Source organism: Micromonospora chersina, from assembly GCF_900091475.1.
GTDB lineage: Bacteria > Actinomycetota > Actinomycetes > Mycobacteriales > Micromonosporaceae > Micromonospora > Micromonospora chersina.
The window spans coordinates 2,238,341-2,256,811 of the sequence record NZ_FMIB01000002.1 but is presented as its reverse complement, the minus strand read 5'-3'; the positions used below and the strand labels follow the sequence as shown (position 1 = coordinate 2,256,811).

General features: G+C 74.9%; 16 protein-coding genes. 14 read left to right on the top strand and 2 right to left on the bottom strand.

From position 1 onward, the window contains the following. Window positions 1–430: 430 nt before the first annotated feature. Window positions 431–1,336, top strand: coding sequence for an NAD-dependent epimerase/dehydratase family protein (locus GA0070603_RS10305; RefSeq protein ID WP_091310856.1), 906 nt, complete (start codon window positions 431–433; stop codon window positions 1,334–1,336). Window positions 1,337–1,586: 250 nt separating this feature from the next. Then, on the top strand, window positions 1,587–4,826 hold the full coding sequence (locus GA0070603_RS10300) for a phage tail protein (protein WP_091310853.1): 3,240 nt from the start codon (window positions 1,587–1,589) through the stop codon (window positions 4,824–4,826). A 64-nt stretch (window positions 4,827–4,890) separates the two neighbouring features. On the opposite strand, the gene GA0070603_RS10295 is transcribed toward GA0070603_RS10300, so the two are convergent. After that, window positions 4,891–5,940, bottom strand: a complete 1,050-nt coding sequence (locus GA0070603_RS10295; RefSeq protein WP_091310849.1) for a zinc-dependent alcohol dehydrogenase family protein — start codon at window positions 5,938–5,940, stop codon at window positions 4,891–4,893. A gap of 10 nt (window positions 5,941–5,950) precedes the next feature. Continuing rightward, window positions 5,951–6,352, bottom strand: a complete 402-nt coding sequence (locus GA0070603_RS10290; RefSeq protein WP_244282477.1) for a MerR family transcriptional regulator — start codon at window positions 6,350–6,352, stop codon at window positions 5,951–5,953. A 143-nt stretch (window positions 6,353–6,495) separates the two neighbouring features. On the opposite strand from GA0070603_RS10290, the gene GA0070603_RS10285 reads away from it, so the two are divergent. From GA0070603_RS10285 to GA0070603_RS10235, 12 genes are all read left to right on the top strand, one after another. Then, window positions 6,496–6,876 (top strand): hypothetical protein, encoded by a 381-nt coding sequence (locus GA0070603_RS10285; protein WP_091310842.1) that lies wholly within the window; start codon window positions 6,496–6,498, stop codon window positions 6,874–6,876. A gap of 2 nt (window positions 6,877–6,878) precedes the next feature. After that, window positions 6,879–7,766, top strand: coding sequence for an arginase family protein (locus GA0070603_RS10280; RefSeq protein WP_091310838.1), 888 nt, complete (start codon window positions 6,879–6,881; stop codon window positions 7,764–7,766). Window positions 7,767–8,027: 261 nt separating this feature from the next. Further along, on the top strand, window positions 8,028–9,311 hold the full coding sequence (locus tag GA0070603_RS10275) for a cytochrome P450 (protein ID WP_091310834.1): 1,284 nt from the start codon (window positions 8,028–8,030) through the stop codon (window positions 9,309–9,311). Window positions 9,312–9,476: 165 nt separating this feature from the next. Next, window positions 9,477–9,923, top strand: coding sequence for a helix-turn-helix transcriptional regulator (locus GA0070603_RS10270; protein ID WP_091310831.1), 447 nt, complete (start codon window positions 9,477–9,479; stop codon window positions 9,921–9,923). A 182-nt stretch (window positions 9,924–10,105) separates the two neighbouring features. Then, the gene (locus GA0070603_RS10265; protein WP_139131849.1) at window positions 10,106–12,550 is read left to right on the top strand and encodes a sensor histidine kinase; all 2,445 of its coding nucleotides are present in this window, start codon (window positions 10,106–10,108) and stop codon (window positions 12,548–12,550) included. 17 nt (window positions 12,551–12,567) lie between these two features. Next, entirely contained in the window at window positions 12,568–12,972 is a 405-nt protein-coding gene (locus GA0070603_RS10260; protein WP_091321764.1) for a roadblock/LC7 domain-containing protein, read from the top strand. 49 nt (window positions 12,973–13,021) lie between these two features. Further along, window positions 13,022–14,215 carry an ABC transporter substrate-binding protein gene (locus tag GA0070603_RS10255; protein WP_091310825.1) on the top strand — a complete coding sequence of 398 codons (1,194 nt, stop codon included), beginning with the start codon at window positions 13,022–13,024 and terminating at the stop codon, window positions 14,213–14,215. After that, window positions 14,212–15,105: a branched-chain amino acid ABC transporter permease gene (locus tag GA0070603_RS31180; RefSeq protein WP_139131848.1), complete on the top strand. Its 894-nt coding sequence runs from the start codon at window positions 14,212–14,214 to the stop codon at window positions 15,103–15,105. The genes GA0070603_RS10255 and GA0070603_RS31180 overlap by 4 nt, the downstream gene beginning before the upstream one ends. Beyond that, window positions 15,102–16,112 carry a branched-chain amino acid ABC transporter permease gene (locus GA0070603_RS31175; protein WP_139131847.1) on the top strand — a complete coding sequence of 337 codons (1,011 nt, stop codon included), beginning with the start codon at window positions 15,102–15,104 and terminating at the stop codon, window positions 16,110–16,112. The genes GA0070603_RS31180 and GA0070603_RS31175 overlap by 4 nt, the downstream gene beginning before the upstream one ends. After that, on the top strand, window positions 16,109–16,852 hold the full coding sequence (locus GA0070603_RS10245; protein WP_091310822.1) for an ABC transporter ATP-binding protein: 744 nt from the start codon (window positions 16,109–16,111) through the stop codon (window positions 16,850–16,852). Before GA0070603_RS31175 ends, GA0070603_RS10245 begins: the two co-directional genes overlap by 4 nt. Beyond that, a complete protein-coding gene (locus GA0070603_RS10240) occupies window positions 16,852–17,676 on the top strand; it encodes an ABC transporter ATP-binding protein (RefSeq protein WP_091310819.1) in 825 nt (274 codons plus the stop codon). Before GA0070603_RS10245 ends, GA0070603_RS10240 begins: the two co-directional genes overlap by 1 nt. Further along, a complete protein-coding gene (locus tag GA0070603_RS10235) occupies window positions 17,657–18,463 on the top strand; it encodes a class I SAM-dependent methyltransferase (protein WP_091310816.1) in 807 nt (268 codons plus the stop codon). The genes GA0070603_RS10240 and GA0070603_RS10235 overlap by 20 nt, the downstream gene beginning before the upstream one ends. Window positions 18,464–18,471: the final 8 nt, after the last annotated feature.

The following is an 18,471-nucleotide window of genomic DNA, read 5'->3' as shown; positions in this document are numbered from 1 at the left end:
TGGCACTGGTGATCTTCGGCGGGATCCCCGGATCGTGCCGGCCGTCGATGCGTTCGGCCAGCGCGGTCGCACGTTCGTCTATTTCTCGATCGGCGGCAACTTTTCTGACAGCGCAACGCGTCCCCGCGTGCGCCCGGACGCCACCGCACCGCCCGCGACCTGCGCGTTCACTGGATCTCCGGGGGTTCGAGGGTCAGTTGTCCCGTTGGCCGGAAGGCGGCTTGGCCCGGTTGATGTCCGGTAGGCGGACTATTGGCCCGATCGATGGCTGATCACCTCTTCTATGCGACCTCCGGCACCCCTGTCTCCATTTCGGAGGCGGTTTTGTATTGGGCGCTGATAGGTGCGCATGGCCCGTTTCCACCCGACCGGACGCGTGACGTGCCGGGCCGCGCGTGCGGCGCCCGGCGCGGCAGGAAAGGATGGGGCCATGACCGACCCTGTGCCGTCCACCCTGCCCACGCGCGTCGTCGTCACGGGCGCCGCCGGAAAGCTCGGCCGCGCCGTGGTCGCGCACCTGCGCGCGGTGGGCGTCGACGTGCTCGCGGTGGACCGCGCCGGCGGGCGCGACCCGCGCGACGTCGACGGCGAGTTCCTCCTGGTCGACCTGACCGACTACGGGCAGGTGGTGGAGGCGTTCACCGGCGGCGCGGACGAGCACGCCGGCGGCGTCGAGGCGGTGGTGCACCTGGCCGCGGTGCCGGCGCCCGGGCTGCTGCCCAACGCCGTGACCTTCGCGAACAACTCGGCCGCGACGTACAACGTCTTCGCGGCGGCCCGGGCGGCCGGCATCAGGCGGGTGGTCTGGGCGTCCAGCGAGACGGTGCTGGGGCTGCCGTTCGACACCCCGCCGCCGTACGCGCCCGTCGACGAGGAGTACCCGCCGCGGCCCGAGTCGACCTACTCGCTCAACAAGGCCCTCGAGGAGGAGATGGCGCGGCACTTCTGCCGCTGGGACCCGGAACTGGTCATGGTCGGCCTGCGCTTCTCCAACGTGATGGACGTCGAGGACTACGCGGCGTTCCCCTCCTTCCAGGCCGACCCGCGGCTGCGCCGCTGGAACCTCTGGGGCTACATCGACGCCCGGGACGGCGCCCAGGCCGTCGAGCGGGCGCTCGCCCACGACCGGCCCGGCGCCGACGTCTTCATCATCGCCAACGCCGACACGGTCATGAACAGGTCCAGCGCCGAGCTGATGGCCGAGGTCTACCCGGGCGTCGAGGTCCGCGGCGAACTCGGCGAGCACGAGACCCTGCTCAGCATCGACAAGGCCCGCCGGGTGCTGGGCTACGAGCCGCGGCACTCCTGGCGCGACCACGTCGACCCCGCCGGTTGATCCGCCGATCGGGCGCGCGGGGCTCCGCTGAGCAGGGCCCCGCCATCCGATCGGGGGAGCGGGTCTGGATCCGACGGTGGCGCCGCCCGCCGGTGCGGCCGGAATTGATGCCGTGCGGTGGAATCCCGGTGCGGCGCGGTACCGCGAAAAGACCTTGCCTTCTACGGTGACGTCCGGCACGCGGGCGGGTGGACGTTGCCGGGGACCGACCCGGTGGTGCCGTCTCGGGCGTTCACAGGGAGTTGACTGGATGCAGGTCTGGAGTCGCACCGTCGCGGGTCTGGTCGCCGGGGCCGTCGTGGTGATGGGCGTACCGGCGGTCGCGGGCACCGTGGCGACCACGCTCACCGCCACGGACGCCGGCGCCACCGTGCGGACCGGCGCCGAGGCGATGAGCAGCGGCAGCGCGCTCGGCGCGGCGCGTACGGTGGCCACCGCCGCGCAGGTGGTGCCGGGGGACACCCGGCTGGTGCCGAGCGTGCCGCGCACCGACACGCCGCGGATCACCAACGGCGAGATCAAGGACCTGGAGGTGATCGGCAACCGGGTCTTCATCGCCGGCACCTTCACCTCGATCGCCAACGTCGGCGGGACCACCATCGCGCAGAAGTCGCTGGCCTCGTACAACCTGGACACCGGGAAGGTCGACACCGGCTTCAAGCCGACCTTCGACGGGTCGGTCGAGGCCGTCGAGGCGTCGCCCGACGGGTTGTCGCTGTACGTGGCGGGCTCGTTCAACACGGTCGGCGGCGTCACGAAGCGGAAGATCGTGAAGCTCAACCCGACCACCGGCGCGCCGATCGCGGCGTTCACGGCGACCGCGAACGCCCGCGCGACCGCGCTGGCCGTGAGCAGCACGGCGGTCTACGTGGGCGGCCAGTTCAGCACCGTCAACGGGGTGAGCCGCCCCGGCCTGGTCGCGCTCAACCCGACCACGGGCGCCGTGGACGCCGGCTTCAACCTGCCGCTCACCGGCGGCATCGGCGTCGGCGGCATGCTCACCGTGCAGCAGCTCAAGCTGACCCACGACCGGAGCAAGCTGCTCGTCGTCCACACCGGCCGGCAGATCGCCGGCCAGGACCGGTACGGCGTCGCGCTGATCGACACCGCCACGAAGGCCCTGCTGCCGTGGCGTACCCGGCTGTGGGAGGACAACCTCTCCTTCGTCGGCGGCATCCAGCGGGTGTTCGCCGGTGACATCGCGCCGGACGACTCCTACTTCGTCGTCACCAGCGGCTCGGGCGGTGACCGGCCGCCGATCAACGACACCGCGATCGCGTACCCGCTCACCGGCGCCGACAACGTCCAGCCGCTCTGGGTGTCCCGGCACTTCGACAGCGTCTACTCGGTCGCCATCACCGCCACCGCCGTGTACGTCGGCGGGCACTTCAGCTGGCAGGAGTCGCCGACCTCCAACGTCCCGTGGCCGGGCCTGGACAACGTCGGGTACGGCACCGGGCAGGGCCTGAGCGGCTACGGCCTCGGCGACCAGGTGGTCCGCCGCGACCACCTCGGCGCGCTCGACCCGAAGACGGGCACCGCGCTGGAGTGGAACCCCGGCTCCAACTCGTACGAGGGCGAGAAGGCCATGCTGGCCACCTCGCGCGGCCTCCTCGTCGGCGGCGACGGCAACGTCAAGGGCGGCAAGACCGTCGGCCGCGTCGGCTTCTTCGACCAGTCCAGGGCGCCGGCGCCGTCCGCGGTCGACACCACCATCGCCACGCCCATCGAGGGCGCCGTGAAGCCGGCCAACGAGTCGTTCACGCTCGGCGGCCAGGCGCTGACGCCGGCCGGGGTCAGCCGGGTCCAGATCGAGATCCAGAACCGCAACACCAGCCAGTTCCTCCAGGACGACCTGACGACGTGGGGTGCCGCCAACAGCATCAACGCCACGGTCGCCGCCCCGAACACCGCGTCGACCACGTGGACGCTCCCGGTGTCGCTGCCGTCGGGCGTCTACCAGATCCAGGCGAAGACGTTCGGCCGCGACGGCGTCGGCGACGCCACGAAGGCCGTCAAGAAGATCGAGGCGTTCCGCTTCGACGACCTGCCGCCGTCGACCCGGATCGACTCCCCGACCGCCGGGCTGCTCGCCACGAAGAGCTTCGTGGCCACCGGCACCGCCAGCGACGACAAGGGCGTCAGCTCGCTGATCTACTCGTTCCGCACGCCCGACAACCGCTACCTCCAGGACGACGGGACGGTCGCCGCGGTCTACAACACCTTCCGCGGCGAGCCGGACGTGATCGGCGCGCTGTCGACCACCTGGCAGGTCGAGGTGGCCCTGCCCATCGAGGGCCAGTGGAAGATGACCGCCACCGCGGTCGACACCACCGGCCAGAGCGACCTGCGCGGCGACACCCGGGACTGGACCGTCTCGTCGACAGGCGTCCCGCCGACGGTGGCCATCAGCGCGCCCGTGCCGATGACCCCGCCCACCGCGGCCGCACCCGTCACCGTCGCGCCCGGCGCCGCGATCACCTTCGCCGGCACCGCCAACGACGACGACGCGGTGCGGTCGGTCGAGATCTACCTGCGCAACACCACCACGCGGGAGTCGCTGGCCGCCGACGGCACGTGGGGCGCCGACTCGGTCGCGGCCTACTACCGGATCTCGCCGACCAACCTGAGCGCCGCGTCGTACAACTGGTCCTACACCACGGTGCCGCTCACCCCGGGTGTCTACGACTTCCGGGTACGGGCCACCGACAGCCTGGGCCTCACCACGTCGAGCACCAACTCGGGCCGGCTCAGCGTGACGGCCCAGGTGCCCGGCGACGCGTTCCCGGACGGCCGGCTGAGCTTCACCGGGGTGGACCAGAACGTCGACCAGCTGCACCTGAACCTCGCCGGCACGGCGACCGACGACAAGGGCGTGCAGAGCGTCCGGGTGGCGCTGCGCGACCTGGACACCGGCCGGTACGTGCAGCCGAACGGCACCATGGCCGCCGCCTTCGCCACAGTGAACGCCACGCTGGCCGCGCCGGGCGCGACGAGCACCGCCTTCACCCTGTCGATCGACCTGCCGACCAAGGGCGAGTACAGCGTCGAGGCGTGGGCCGTCGACACGGCGGGCCAGCAGGACGGCTCGACCTCCGGCGCCACCGCCCGGTACCTGGTCTACCCGGGTGACCTCGACCCGCGGCTGGAGCCGAGCATCACCCCGGTCGAGGGCGAGGTCTACACCGGCGGCCGGATCGTGGTCACCGGCCGGGCCGTCGACGATGTCGGGATGCTCCGGGTGGACATCCAGATCTCCAACGCCGCGGGCCAGGGGATGAACGCCGCCGGCACCTTCAGCACGCCGAGCACGCCGGGCAACTTCCCGTGGATCGCGTCGTTCCTGACCAGCCCGGGCTCCCCGGGGTCGAACTTCGCGTACACCTCGCCGGTGATCCCGGCGGGCACGTACACCGTGACGATCCGCGGGGTGGACAACTACGGGCAGCTCCAGCAGCCGCCGCGGACCGTCTCGGTGACCGTCAGCTGAGCCGCCCGGCCGCGGACCGGTCCCGCCCTCGTGGCGGACCGGTCCGCGGCCGTTCGGGGCATGCTCAGCGGGGCTCGATGAGGCACATGCCGCCGGTCGTGGGCCGGTCCATCGTGGTCAGCGCGTCCGGCACCTCGTCGAGGCCGATGGTGCGGGTGATCAGCTCGCCGGGGCGCAGCACTCCGGCGGTGACCAGCCGGAGCAGCTCGGGGTAGGCGTGGGCGGCCATGCCGTGGCTGCCGCGCAGCTCCAGCTCGTACGCGATCACCAGGTCCATGGGCAGCGCCGGACGGCCCTGCGCGGCCGGGAGGAGGCCGACCTGCACGTGCCGGCCGCGTCGCCGCAGGCTCTCGACGGACGCCACGCAGGTGGCGTGACTGCCCAGCGCGTCGAGGGACAGGTGGGCGCCGCCGCCGGTCGCCTCCCGGACGGCCGCGGCCACCGCCCCGGGGCCGGTGAGCGCGCCGCCGTCCACGCAGACCGCCGCCCCGGCGCGCCGGGCGAGGTCCAGCGCGCCGGGGGAGATGTCGACGGCCACCACCCGCGCGCCGCAGGCCGCCGCGATCATGACGGCCGACAGGCCCACGCCGCCGCAGCCGTGCACCGCCACCCACTCGCCGGCGGCCACCCGTCCCTGGCTCACCACGGCCCGGAACGCCGTGGCGAAGCGGCAGCCCAGCGCCGCCGCGGTCGGGAAGTCCAGCTCGTCGGGGAGCCCGATGAGGTTGACGTCGGCCTGGCGCACCACCACGTACTCGGCGAACGAGCCCCAGTGGGTGAAGCCGGGCTGCGTCTGCCGCTCGCAGACCTGCTGGTCGCCGGCCAGGCAGGCGGGGCACCGCCCGCAGGCGCAGACGAAGGGCGCGGTGACCCGGTCGCCGGGCCGCCAGCCGCGGACGCCCGCGCCGACCGCCGCCACGACACCGGCGAACTCGTGGCCGGGGACGTGCGGCGGGCGGATGTCCGGGTCGTGCCCCTGCCAACCGTGCCAGTCGCTGCGGCACAACCCGGTCGCCTCCACCCGGATGACGGCGCCGTCGGCAGGCGCCACCGGATCCGGGACGTCGCGGACCTCGGGCCGGGCGCCGAACTCGTCGAAGATCACCGCGCGCATGCCCGCATCCTCACATGCGCGGGGTCGGCTCCGGAGCCTGGCCTGCCGTCCGCAACGGGCATCCCGTGCCGACGCGGGCGGCGAGGTCGGCCCGGAGGGCGGCGAGTTGGACCATCCGGGCGTCGATGACGGCGATCTTCTCCTGGAACAGCGCCGACAGCGCCGTCGCGGTGTCGGGCGCGGCGCGCAGCTTCGCGCAGTTGCGCGAGATCTCCGCCAGCGAGAAGCCGAGCGCCTGCGCGGTGCGGACGTAGTGCAGCCACGCCACGGCCTCGGCGGGGAAGTCGCGGTAACCGTTGGGCAGCCGCCGGCCGGTGACCAGGCCGACCTTCTCGTAGTACCGGACGGTGTCCGTGCTGATCCCCGCCTGCGCGGCCAGCTCCCCGATACGCATGTCACCTCGCCGGCTCATGGACTTGACCTTGGAGCGTACTCCAGGGTTTAGCGTCGGGCGTCCCGCAGTCAGAACGGCAGGAGTCCCGTCGTGATCCGTCTTCCCGCCCCTCCCGCCCCGCCTACCTGCGCCTCGTCCGCGCGAGTGCCGGATACGACCTCGTGGTCACGGCCGGCTTCGCGACGCCGTGGACGTACGCGCTGCTGCACGGCGCGCTGTCCCGGCTGGGCGGCGCGCTCGGACTGGGCGGCCTGCCCGCCCCCGAACCGATCCAGATCCTCTACGCGAACCTCATGGGCTCGGTCGTGGTGGTGTGGGCGCTGCTGCGCCTGGTCCGGCCGCAGCCCGCGCACGGCCGGTACGACGCCGTCGCGCGCGCCCTCTTCGCGGCCTGGCAGGCGTACGCGCTGGCCCACGGGGCCACCCGGCTGCTGTGGCTGTTCCTCGTCGTCGAGGTGGCGTTCGGCCTCGCCCAGATCCTGCCCTGGTGGGCGGGCCGGCGCGTACCGCCGCTTCCGCACGCGACGGGTGCCACGATGTGAGCGTGACAGCGCCGGGCTGGTATCTGGTGGGGGCGCCGTGGGACTGCTCGGCGCTCGGCCGGGGTGAGCGGCTCGCGCCGGCTGCCCTGCGCGCGGCCGGGCTGTCCGAACTCGTCCCCGACGACGCCGGGGACGTGCCGGTCGTCATCGACGACGCCCGGCGGGACGAGGCCACCGGCGTACTCGCGCTGCGGCAGACCGCCCGGGCGGCGCGGGTGCTGGCCGACGGGCTCGACGACGCCGCCGGGCGCCGGCCCGGCCGACGGCCGCTGGTGGTCGGCGGTGACTGCAGCCTGCTGCTCGGCGTGCTGCCGTGGCTGCGCCGCAGCCGCGACCGGGTCGGCCTGTGGTTCGTCGACGGGCACCCCGACTTCCTCGACGGCGCCGCCTCGCCGACGGGGGAGACGGCCGACATGGACCTGGCCCTGCTCACGGGCTCCGGCCCCGAGCAGCTCACCGCGCCGGCCGGGGTGTCCGCGCCGCTCGTGGCGCCCGGCGACGTGGTGCTGGTCGGCCACCGTACCCGGGACCTCGACCCGGAGGCCGCCGCCGAGGTGGCCCGGGTGCCCGACACCGTCCGCCGCATCGACGCCCCGGCGGTCCTCGACGCGCCACGGGCGTGCGGCGAGCGCGCCGCCGCGTTGCTCGCCGGTGTCGACGGGGGAGTGTGGCTGCACGTCGACTGCGACGTCCTCGATCCGGCGGCCATGCCGGCCGTCACCTACCCGGAACCGGGCGGGCCGGGCCTGGGGCAGTTGGGCGACCTGCTGGCGCCGCTCCTCGCCTCGCCGCGGCTGCTCGGCCTGAGCATCGCCGATTTCCGGCCCGACCTGGATCCGGACGGTGTTCACGCGGCGGCGCTTGTCGCGTTACTGCGCCGGCTGCTGTGAATACCGCATTCTGTTCCCATGGTGAGGCGCTCATTCGCGCTGCTCCACCCATGGTCGTCAGGGCTGCTCAGGGCGGGTGCCACGGCGCAACGGGCAGGCGGCAAATTGCAGCCCGGCAAGGAATCGGCGCGCACGGCTGAACGCATTTTCCAAAGCGATCCCATTGACATCCGCAAATCTTGACTTGATTGGCCGAGGGGGCGCACCGTGAAAAGCGCCGGCACCCCGACGGGTCGCCGGGTCGCGATCCAGGAGGCGGTCATGCGGTGGAATCCGTTCGCCGGCGCGTATCTCGCCGACCCGGCGCAGGTGTGGGGGCGGCTGCTCGACGCCCCGGGCGGGGTGCACCACGACGAGGACCTCGGGCTGTGGCTGATCACCCGCCACGCCGACGTACGGCGGGCGCTCGGCGACACCGACAGCTTCGGCAACACCCTCACCCTCGCGCCGGTCTACGACGTCTGCCCGGAGGCCCTGGCCGTCATCATGCGCATCGACGCCCCGCCCACCACGGCCGCCGCCGACCCTCCGGTGCACCCGCGGACCCGCCGGGCGCTGCGGGCCACCTTCGCCAACACCGCCGACCGGGTCGAGCAGCGGTACGGCGCGATCGTCCGGCGCCGGGTCGACGAACTGGTGTCCCGCCTCGTCGCCCACGCGGGCCAGCGGGTCGACCTCGTCCGGGAGTTCACCACCGAGCTGCCCCTGCTGGTCCTGCTCGACCTGCTCGGCGTGCCGGAGCGGGACGTCGCCCGGGTCCGGGCCTGGGCGGACGGCCAGATCGCCCTGGTGTGGGGGCGCCCGGATCCGGCGGAACAGGTGCGGCTCGCCCGGGGTCTGCTGGAGTTCTGGCGCTACTGCCAGGCGCTCGTGCGCGACCGGCTCGACAGCGACCGGCCCGGTGACGGGTACGTGGACCGGTTGCTCGCGTACCGGGACGGCGACGACGAGGTCCTCACCGTCGCCGAGGTGTCGAGCATCGTGTTCAACCTCCTGGTCGCCGGGCACGAGACCACTGCCGGCCTGCTCGCCCACGCGCTGGACCAGGCGCTCTCCACACCGGACCGGTGGCGCGGGATCGCCGCCGAGCCGCACCGGGTCCCCGCCTTCCTCACCGAGACCCTGCGGTTCGCGCCCGCCATCGACGGCTGGCTGCGGGTGACCAGGCGGCCGGTCACACTGGGTGGTGTCACCATCCCGGCCGGGGCGCGCTGCCTGCTGCTCATCGGCGCCGCGAACCGGGACCCGGCGGTGTTCGCCCACCCGGACCGGTTCGACCCGGCGCGGCCCGACGCGAACGACCACCTCTCCTTCGGGCACGGGCCGCACTTCTGCATCGGCGCGGCGCTGGCGCGGCTGGAAGCAGGAATCGCGCTCACGCGGCTCGCCGCGGCCGTGCCCGGGCTGCGGCTGGCCCCCGGGCACCGCCGGTCGTACCACCCCAACGTGGCGTTCCGGGCGCACCGAAGCCTGCCGGTGGTCATCGAGCCGGCCGTGCCGTCCGGCGGCCGGGCGGCGCCCGCCGTCGAGCGTCCGGCGGCGTGACCCGCACCGCCGTGCCGGGCGCTGACCTGCGGACGCGGTCACGGAGCGGAGTCACGTCTTCACACCCGTCCGCCGATGGGTTAAGAATTGTCCCCTGCGAATGCCCAGTCATCACCCCACCCCGATCTGACGCCGATGCCGAGCCGGCGTCGCGAAGGTGAGCACATGGATCGCACGCCCCCGTCGAGCGCCGCTCACTGCGTTGCCAGCCACCGGTTCCGCGCGGAGCTGCGCCGCTGGCGGACCCGGCAGGGGCTGACCCAGCGGGCGCTCGCGGAGCGCGTGCGGTTCAGCCGGGAGACGGTCGCCGCGGTCGAGTCCGGTCGCCGGTTCGGCAGCCAGGAGTTCGCGGTCCGCTGCGACGAGGTCCTCGGGACCGGTGGCCGGCTGGCCGCGCTGTGGCCCCAGGTCGCGGCGGAGCAGTTGGCCGCGGACGGCCGGCGTGGGCCCCGGTTCGGCGAGGTGGCACAGCTCGAACCGGCCCCGGCCGTGCGGCGCGACGCGCGCGACCCGGAGGCGGTGGTGGCGGCCATCGACGAGTTGCGGGAGCTGATCGGCCAGGTGCTCAGCCAGCCGGAGCCCGGCGGACCGCCGTCGCCCGGCGGGCGCTGACGCCGCCGAGACCCGCACCGGGGCGGCGCGCGCCCTCGGCATCGCCAGCTCTGGGTACAGATGCTGGTACGGGCTGTTTGTACCACGGTGAGGTCTGGTCTGGGCGCACGGCTTCCGGCGCAATGAGACGTGCAATCCGCAAATGCAGATAGAACTTTGTCGATGAGTGCGGGGAGTCAGCCTTGGCGTCGAGCACGAGGTCCCACGCGGCCCGACCCTACCCGACCCGCCGCCGCGGCTGGAAGATCGCCGCCCGGATGCGCCTCATCGTCGCGGCCCCGCTGGTCGCCGTGCTGGGCTTCGCCGGCCTGGCGCTGACCGAGAGCGCCCGCCAGACCACCCGCGCCAGCGATCTCGGCCTCCTGGCACAGCTCGGGGCCGAGGCGGGTGACCTCGCCCACCGGCTGCAACACGAGCGCATCGTCGCCGCCGACCTGCTGACCCGGGGCGCGCCGCCGCAGCAGGACGCCTTCGCCGACGCCGCCACCGCCACCGACGCCGCCGTGGCCCACTACCGCCGCCAGCGGGCCGAGCTGCCCGCCGGCGCCGCCGCCGACCAGGCCGTCCTGCCCCGGATCGACGCCGCGCTGGCCGGCCTGCCGCCGCTGCGCGCCCAGGTACGCACCGCCGAGCGCGCCTCGGTGTCGGCGATGACCTTCAGCTACCGGATCGTCATCGCCGACCTGCTGAGCCTCCGCGAGCACATCACCCTCGGCGTGGTCAACGCCCGGATCGCCGACGGCATCCGGGCCTCCGCGGCGCTGTCCGAGGTGGCCGAGGCCGTGGGCCAGCAGCAGGTCGCCGTCCTGCGCGCGGTCGCGGCCGACCAGCTGACCCCCGCCATGCAGCAGGACATCACCGCCGCCCGCACGGGCATCACCGAGTCCAGCCTCGCCTTCCTGGCCCTCGCCCGGCCCGCCTGGCGGGGCTGGTGGGAGCAGGCCGGCAGCGGCGAGAGCGCCCTGCTGCTGCAACGGATGCAGGACCAGGTGTCCCGGACCGTCGCGGGCGGCCGCCTGGAGCTGGACCTGGACACCTGGGTGACCGCCACCCGGCAGTGGTCCGTGCGCCTGGCCGAGGTGCGCCAGCGGGTCGACGCGGCGGTCCTCGACGACGTCCGCGCCGCACACGCGGACCAGCGGCGGCGCACCGCGGTGGAGGCGGCCGCAACCCTGGTCGCCCTGCTGCTCACCACGCTTGTCACCTGGGCGGTCGCCCGGCAGATCACCCGACGGCTGCGCCGGCTGCGGGACGCGGCGAACGCGGTGGCGTTCGAGCGGCTGCCGCAGGTGGTGGCCCGGCTCCAGCACCCGGACAGCTCCACAGTGGACCCCGACGAACTGGCCCGGCGGCAGGCGGCCGACGCGCTGGAGCCGTCCAGCGACGACGAGATCGGCGAGGTGGGGCAGGCCTTCACCGCGGTCCACCGGGCCGCCGTGCGGACCGCGGCCGAGCAGGCCGTGATGCGGGCCAACACCGCCGAGATCTTCATCCACCTCAGCCGGCGGGAGCAGCGCCTCGTCGACGCGGTGCTGGCCCAGGTCGACAAGGTCGAGCAGAACGAGACCGACCCCGACCGGCTGCACCAGCTCTACACGCTGGACAACCTGGCCACCCGCATGGGGCGCATCAACGCGAGCCTCCTGGTGCTCGGCGGGGTCGGCGTCGGCCGCGTCCGCCACCACGACGTGCCGTTGCAACAGGTGCTCCAGGCCGCGCAGAGCCAGATCGAGCACTACGCCCGGATCCGCCTCGGCCTGGTCGACGGGGACGTCGCCGTCGCCGCCGAGTCCGTCGACGAGGTCGTCCACCTGCTCGCCGAGCTCATGGAGAACGCCACCGGCTACGCGCCGCCGGAGACCGAGACCTGGGTGACCGGCCGCGGCCTGGGCGACCGGGTGATCGTCCAGATCAGCGACGAGGGCGTGGGACTGTCCCCGCAACGGCGGCAACAGCTCAACGACCTGCTCGCCCGCCCGCCCGCCATCGACGTCGCCGCCGTGCGGGCCATGGGGCTGGTCGTGGTGGGGCAGCTTGCCGCGCGGCTCGGCGTGGCCGTGCAGCTCCGGCCCGGCCCGCGCCGCGGCACCATCGCCGAGGTGGCGCTGCCGGGCACGATCATCCGGCCGCTGCCCCCGGAGGAGTTCCTGCTCACGCCCGCGCGGCCGTCCCGCCGGGCCGCGCGGACCGCCGTCGCGCCGGCGTACCGGGCCGCGCCCGAGCCGTGGGCCGGCAGCCCGCCGGCCGAGCCGGTGCTGCCGGTGGCGCCGGTCTTCCGGCCCGCGCCCGCCCCGGACCGCGGCGCCGCGCCCACCGAGGAACTCGTCATCTTCCACCAGGTCAACCACTGGTTCCAGGCCGACCGTCCGGCCGACGGGAACGGCACGTCGTGGGCCACCCCCGCCGACGACGCCTGGCGTACGGCGGCACGGGCCGACTCGCCCGAGGTCGCCGGCACCACCACCTCCGGGCTGCCCAAGCGGCAGCCGCAGCAGCACCTGGTGCCGGGCGGCGTCACCGTCCCACGGCAGCGCTCCGAGCACCGCGACCCGGCCCGGGTGGCCACCGCGATGGCCGCGTACGCCCGGGGCGTCGCGGGTCGCCGGCCCAACCTGGTCAACAACTGATCCGACAGGGAGTGCACGTGACCGACCATCAGGATCTCGGCTGGCTGCTGGACGCCTTCGCCTCGCGCGCCACCGAGGTCAGCCACGCGATCGCCATCTCCAGCGACGGCCTGATGGTGGCCGCCACCCGGGGGCTGCCGCCCGACCGGGCCGACCAGCTGGCGGCCACCGGCAGCGGGCTGGTGAGCCTGCTCCGCGGCGCCGCGGCCTTCTTCGACGCCGGTGCGGTGATCTCGAACGTCACCCAGCTCGAGGGCGGCTTCATGTTCTCCATGGCCTTCAACGACGGCGCCTCGCTGCTCGTGCTCGCCGACCCGCAGTGCGACGTCGGCAAGGTCTCCTACGAGATGACCGAGCTGGCGAACCGCATCGGCGACGCCCTGACCCCGGCGGCGCGGGCGGCCCTGAGCCGCAGCCGCTGACCTCCGGCGCCCCCACGCCGGACACCCCACCCCTCACGGAGGAACGACAATGTCCCTGACCATGCCCCGGCGCAGCCGTGCCCGCACCGCGGCGCTGCTCGCCCTCGTCCTGCTCGCCGCGCCCGCGTGCGCCGACGACGGGGGCGGCGCCGGCTCCGGCGGATCCGTCAAGATCGGCCTGCTGGCGTCGCTATCCGGCACGTACCAGGCGGTCGGCAAGGACATCCGCGACGGCTTCCAGCTCTACCTCTCCCAGCACGACGGCAAGCTCGGCGGCCGGACGGTGGAGCTCGTGGTCGCCGACGAGGGCAACGGCGCCGCGACCGCCGTGCCGGCCGCCACGAAACTGCTGAAGCAGGACCGGGTGGTCGCGCTCACCGGCATCGTCGGCGGCGGCTCGGTGGCGGCGGTCTACCCGCTGCTCAACGAGGCGAAGGTGCCGTTCGTCGGCTCCAACGGCCGGCCCGAGCTGAAGGACGTGTCCCGGGTCTGGCACACGTCCTACCTGTCCGACGAGCCGGGGGAGGCGATCGCCCAGCACGTCCGCGACGACGTCAAGGGCAGCGTCTACGCCATCGGCCCGGACTACCAGGGCGGCTGGGACGAGCTGCGCGGCTTCACCGAGGCGTTCGTCAGGGCCGGCGGCCGGCTCGCCAACCCGGACGGGAAGACCACCTTCACCCCGTTCCCGACGACCACCAACTTCACCCCGTACTTCGCGCGGATCAAGGCCTCCGGCGCCGACGCCGTCTACACGTTCTACGCCGGCAGCGCTGCCGTCGACTTCGTGAAGCAGTACGCCCAGTCCGAGGTGAAGGACCTGCCGCTGTACGCCGCCGGCTTCCTGACCGAGGGCGGGGTGCTCAACGCGCAGGGCGAGGCCGCCCGGGACATCTACTCGGTGCTCAACTACTCGCCCGACCTCGACAACGCGGAGAACCGCGAGTTCGTGGCCGCCTGGAAGGCCGAGCACGACGGCTCCCCGACGACGTACGCCATGGCCTCCTACGACGCGGCGGCCGTGCTGGACCGGGCCGTCGCGGCGGCCGGGGGCGACCCGACGCCGGAACGTGTCAACGCGGCCATCGGCCAGCTCGGCCAGATCGCCAGCCCGCGCGGCACCTGGCAGTTCTCGCCCACCACGCACGCGCCCGTGCAGAAGTGGTACCTGCGCCAGGTGCGCCAGGACGGCCGGGCGCTGTCGAACACCGTGGTGGGTGACCTCGCCACCGTCGGCGGGTGACCGCGGTGGCCGCCGGGATCCGGTTCGACCCGTACGTCGTCCCCGCCCTGGACGGGGTCGCCTACGGGCTGCTGGTCTTCGTCGCCGCCGCGGGGCTGGTGCTCTGCTTCGGCGTCGCCGGCATCCTGAACCTGGCGCACGGCACGCTCTACGCGATCGGCGGCTACACGGCGGCCGCGCTGCTGGACGGCGGCTGGCCGAGCCAGGTGCTGGCGCTGGCCGTCGGGGTGGTGGCCGCCACGGCGTCCGGCGCGCTGGTCGCCGGGCTGCTCACCCGGGTCGCCGCGCGCAACCACCTCACGCAGGCGCTGCTGACCTTCGGGGTGGCACTGGCCGGCGGGAGCCTGCTCGTGGGCGCCTTCGGGCCGGACGATCCGCCGGTGCGCGTCCCCGCCGCGCTGGACGGGTCGGTGGTCGTCGCCGGCCACCGCTACGCGGCGTACCGGCTGGTCTTCATCGTGGTGGCCGCGCTGCTCGCGGGTCTGCTCCACCTCGTGGTGCGGCGCACCCGGGCCGGGATGCTGGTCCGCGCGGCCGTCGACGACGCCGAGATGGTCGCCGTCCTCGGGGTGAGCCCGGCCCGCGTCCGGGTCGGCGTGCTCGCGGCGGCCGGGGCGCTGGCCGGCGCCGCGGGCGTGCTCGGCGCGCCGATCATCGGCCCCGGGCCGGACACCGCCGACGCCGTGCTGCTGCTGTCCCTGGTGGTGGTCGTCCTCGGCGGCCTCGGCTCGATGACCGGCACCCTGCTCGCCGCCCTGGCCGTCGGGCAGATCCAGACCCTGGGCGTCGCGCTCGCCCCGTCCGCAGCCCCGTTCCTGCTCTTCGCCGCCATGGCCGTGGTGCTCGCGGCACGGGCGCGGGGTCTCGCCACGGCCCGGAGGGCGACGTGAGGCGACAAGCCGTCCGCGCGCTGCGTCGCGGTGTCGCCGCGGCGGTCGTGGCCGCCCTGGTGCTGGCGCCGTGGACGGTCGACGACTACACCGTCGCGCTGCTCGCCCGCACCCTGGCGCTCGGTTTGGTGGCGGTGAGCGTCGCGCTGCTCACCGGCGTCGCCGGCCTGCCCACCCTCGGCCAGACCGCGCCCTACGCGGCGGGCGCCTACGCCAGCGCGGTCGTCGGCAGCCACCTCTCCGACGTCGGCCTGGTGCACCTGGGCGTCGCGGCGGCGGCCGGGGCGACGCTGGCCGCCGTGACAGTGCCGCTGGTGGTCTGCGCGCGGGGTGTGGTGTTCCTGATGATCACCCTGGCGGTGGGCGAACTCGCGGTGACGGCCGTCGGGCGCTGGCGGTCGGTGACCGGCGGCACCGACGGGCTGGCCGGCGTCCCGGCGGCCCGTCCGCTGTGGGGGCTGCCGGTGCTGGCCACCGACCGGGCGCGCTACCTGTACACCCTGGTGGTCGTCGCGGTGCTGGTCGGCGTGGTGCTGCTGGTGCTGCGCACCCGGGTCGGGCTGCTGCTGCGGGCCGGCCGGGACGACGAGGCGCGGCTGCGGGCCAGCGGCCACCCGGTGCCGGTCCACGTCGCCGGCGTGCACGTGGCCGCCGGGGCCGTCGCGGGCGCGGCGGGCTCGCTGCTCGTGGTGGCCCAGCAGTTCGTCTCGCCGGCCGACTTCGGTTTCGACACCTCCGCCCTGCTGCTGCTCGGCGTGGTCGTCGGCGGCACCGCCTCGGTCGGCGGTGCGCTGGTCGGGGCCGCGCTCGTCGTGGCCGCCCGGGACTGGCTGTTCGGCGTGCTCCCCGGTCAGGCGCCCCTGGTGCTCGGGTTGGCGTTCGTCGCCGCCGTCTACCTGCTGCCCGACGGTGGGCGCCGGCCGCCGGCACGCGGCCGGCTGCTCCCGGCCCTCCCGGCCCGCCGGCCCGCACCGGACCGCCCGACGCCGACGGGAGTACGCGCATGACCCCGCTGCTGTCCGCCCACGGGATCACCGTCCGGTACGGGTCGCTGGCCGCGCTGGACGGCGTGGACCTGCGGATCGAACCGGGCCAGCGGCACGCGCTCATCGGGCCGAACGGCGCGGGCAAGACGACGCTGCTGGACGTGCTCGCCGGGTCCACCCGGGCCGGCGACGGCCGCGTGCTGCTGGCCGGCCGGGACGTCACCCGGCTGGGCCCGGCGGCCCGGTCCCGCCGGGGCATCGGCCGGATCCACCAGCGTCCCGCGGTCTGGTCGACGCTGACCGTCCGGGAAAACGTGCTGGTCGCCGCCCTGCCGCGGGCGGTGCGGCCGGGCCGCTGGCACCCGTCCGCGCGGCGGCGGGCGGCCGAGCGGACGGCGGACGCGCTGCTGGCCCGGGTGGGCCTGGAGGAGATCGCCGCGCTCCCCGCCGGCCAGCTCGCCCACGGCCAGCGCCGGCAGGTGGAGATCGCCGTGGGCCTGGCCGGCCGGCCCCGGCTGCTGCTGCTCGACGAGCCGGCCGCCGGGCTGTCCGCCGTCGAGGTCGCGTGGCTCGGGGAGTTCCTGCGGACACTGCCGCGCGCGGTCGGGGTGCTGCTTGTCGAGCACCGGCTGGACCTGGTCTACGCGCTCTGCGACACGGTGACAGTGCTGCGTGACGGCCGGACGCTGGCCACCGGCTCACCGGCCCACATCCGCGCCTCCGGCCCGGTCCGCGAGGCGTACGCCGAGGGGGTGGCCTGATGCTGCGCGTCGACCGGCTCTGCGCCGGCTACGCGGGCGGCACCGTGCTGCACGAGGTCAGCCTCGCCGTGCGGACCGGCACCGTCCAGGCGGTGGTGGGCCGCAACGGCGCGGGCAAGAGCACGCTGGTGCACAGCGTGGCCGGCCTGGTGCGGCCCTACTCGGGCGCCATCGAGGTCGCCGGCGTGCAGGTGGCCGGCCGGCAACCGCACCGGATCGCCCGGTCCGGGGTCGGCCTCGTGCCGCAGGGCCGCCGGGTGTTCTCCCGGTTGACGGTGGCCGAGCACCTCGTCCTGGCGGCCGCGCCGTGGCGGGCCGCGACACCGGGCGGCGAGGGCTGGACGGTGACCCGGGTCCTGGAGCTGCTGCCCCGCCTGGGGGCCCGACTGCGCCATCGCGGCGACCAGCTGTCCGGCGGCGAGCAGCAGATGCTGGCCATCGCCCGGGCCCTGCTCGGCCAGCCCCGGCTGCTGCTGCTCGACGAGCCGTGCGAGGGGCTGGCCCCCGACCTGGCGGCCCGGGTGCGGGACCTCGTCGGCACGCTGGCCCGGGCGGGGCTGACCGTGCTCCTCGTGGAGCAGCAGCTCCGGCACGCCGTCGAGGTGGCCGACCGGGTCGCGGTGCTGGAGTACGGCCGGGTGGTCTACGACCGGCCGGCGCACGAGGTCCGGGCCGACCCGGACGTCCTGGCGGCGATGCTCAGCGTCGCCGCGGTCCCGGAGCCGCCGGCTCCCCGACCGGTGCCCGGGCTCTGGCCCGACGCCGGGCACCTGACCCGACCCGCCGCGACAGGGATGAGGAACGATGCCGACCCACGTCCATGACACCGACTACGCCTTCGACAACGGCTCACCGGAGGCCGTGCCCCAGCTGCGGGCGCTGGAGTCCTTCCTGGATCCGATCACCGCGGGCCGGATCGCCCCGCCGGTGCTCGCCCCGGGGGGCACGTGCTGGGAGGTCGGCGCCGGCGGCGGCTCGGTCGCCCGCAGCCTGGCCCGCGTGGTCGGCCCGGGCGGCCGGGTGGTGGCGACCGACCTCGACACCGCGCATCTCACCCCGGCCGACAACCTCGACGTACGCCGGCACGACGTGCGTACCGAGCCGCCGCCCGGTGATTCCTTCGACCTGATCCACGCGCGGCTCGTGCTGCTGCACCTGCCGGAGCGGCGGCGCGTGCTGGCCTCGCTGGCCGGCGCCCTGGCCCCCGGCGGGTGGCTGGTGGTCGAGGAGTTCGACTGCACGGCGCCGCTGCGGGTGCTGACCGCGCCGAGCGACGACGCGGCGAAGCTCTTCGCCCAGGTCACGGACGCGATGCTCGGCATCCTGGACAGCCACGGCGCGGACCTGGCCTGGGCGCAGGACGTGCACGGGGAACTGGTGGCGGCCGGGCTGGTCGAGGTGGACACGGTCACGCACGCGCGGAGCTGGCCCGGCGGCTCCCTCGGCGCGTCGCTGTACGGGACGAACTCCCGGCAACTGGAGCCGGAACTGCTCGACGCGGGGCTGTCGCCGGGGCAGCTGGAGGCGTTCCGCCGGCTGCTGCGGGATCCGGGGTTCGCCGTGATGTCGTACCAGTTCGTGTCGACCCGCGGCCGGCGGCCGGTGCGGTGAGCGGCCGC

Coding starts and splice junctions, on each gene's coding strand:
- GA0070603_RS10305 (WP_091310856.1), top strand. CDS start 431: ATGACCGACCCTGTGCCGTCCACCCTGCCCACGCGCGTCGTCGTCACG.
- GA0070603_RS10300 (WP_091310853.1), top strand. CDS start 1,587: ATGCAGGTCTGGAGTCGCACCGTCGCGGGTCTGGTCGCCGGGGCCGTC.
- GA0070603_RS10295 (WP_091310849.1), bottom strand. CDS start 5,940: ATGCGCGCGGTGATCTTCGACGAGTTCGGCGCCCGGCCCGAGGTCCGC.
- GA0070603_RS10290 (WP_244282477.1), bottom strand. CDS start 6,352: ATGAGCCGGCGAGGTGACATGCGTATCGGGGAGCTGGCCGCGCAGGCG.
- GA0070603_RS10275 (WP_091310834.1), top strand. CDS start 8,028: ATGCGGTGGAATCCGTTCGCCGGCGCGTATCTCGCCGACCCGGCGCAG.
- GA0070603_RS10270 (WP_091310831.1), top strand. CDS start 9,477: ATGGATCGCACGCCCCCGTCGAGCGCCGCTCACTGCGTTGCCAGCCAC.
- GA0070603_RS10255 (WP_091310825.1), top strand. CDS start 13,022: ATGTCCCTGACCATGCCCCGGCGCAGCCGTGCCCGCACCGCGGCGCTG.
- GA0070603_RS10245 (WP_091310822.1), top strand. CDS start 16,109: ATGACCCCGCTGCTGTCCGCCCACGGGATCACCGTCCGGTACGGGTCG.
- GA0070603_RS10240 (WP_091310819.1), top strand. CDS start 16,852: ATGCTGCGCGTCGACCGGCTCTGCGCCGGCTACGCGGGCGGCACCGTG.
- GA0070603_RS10235 (WP_091310816.1), top strand. CDS start 17,657: ATGCCGACCCACGTCCATGACACCGACTACGCCTTCGACAACGGCTCA.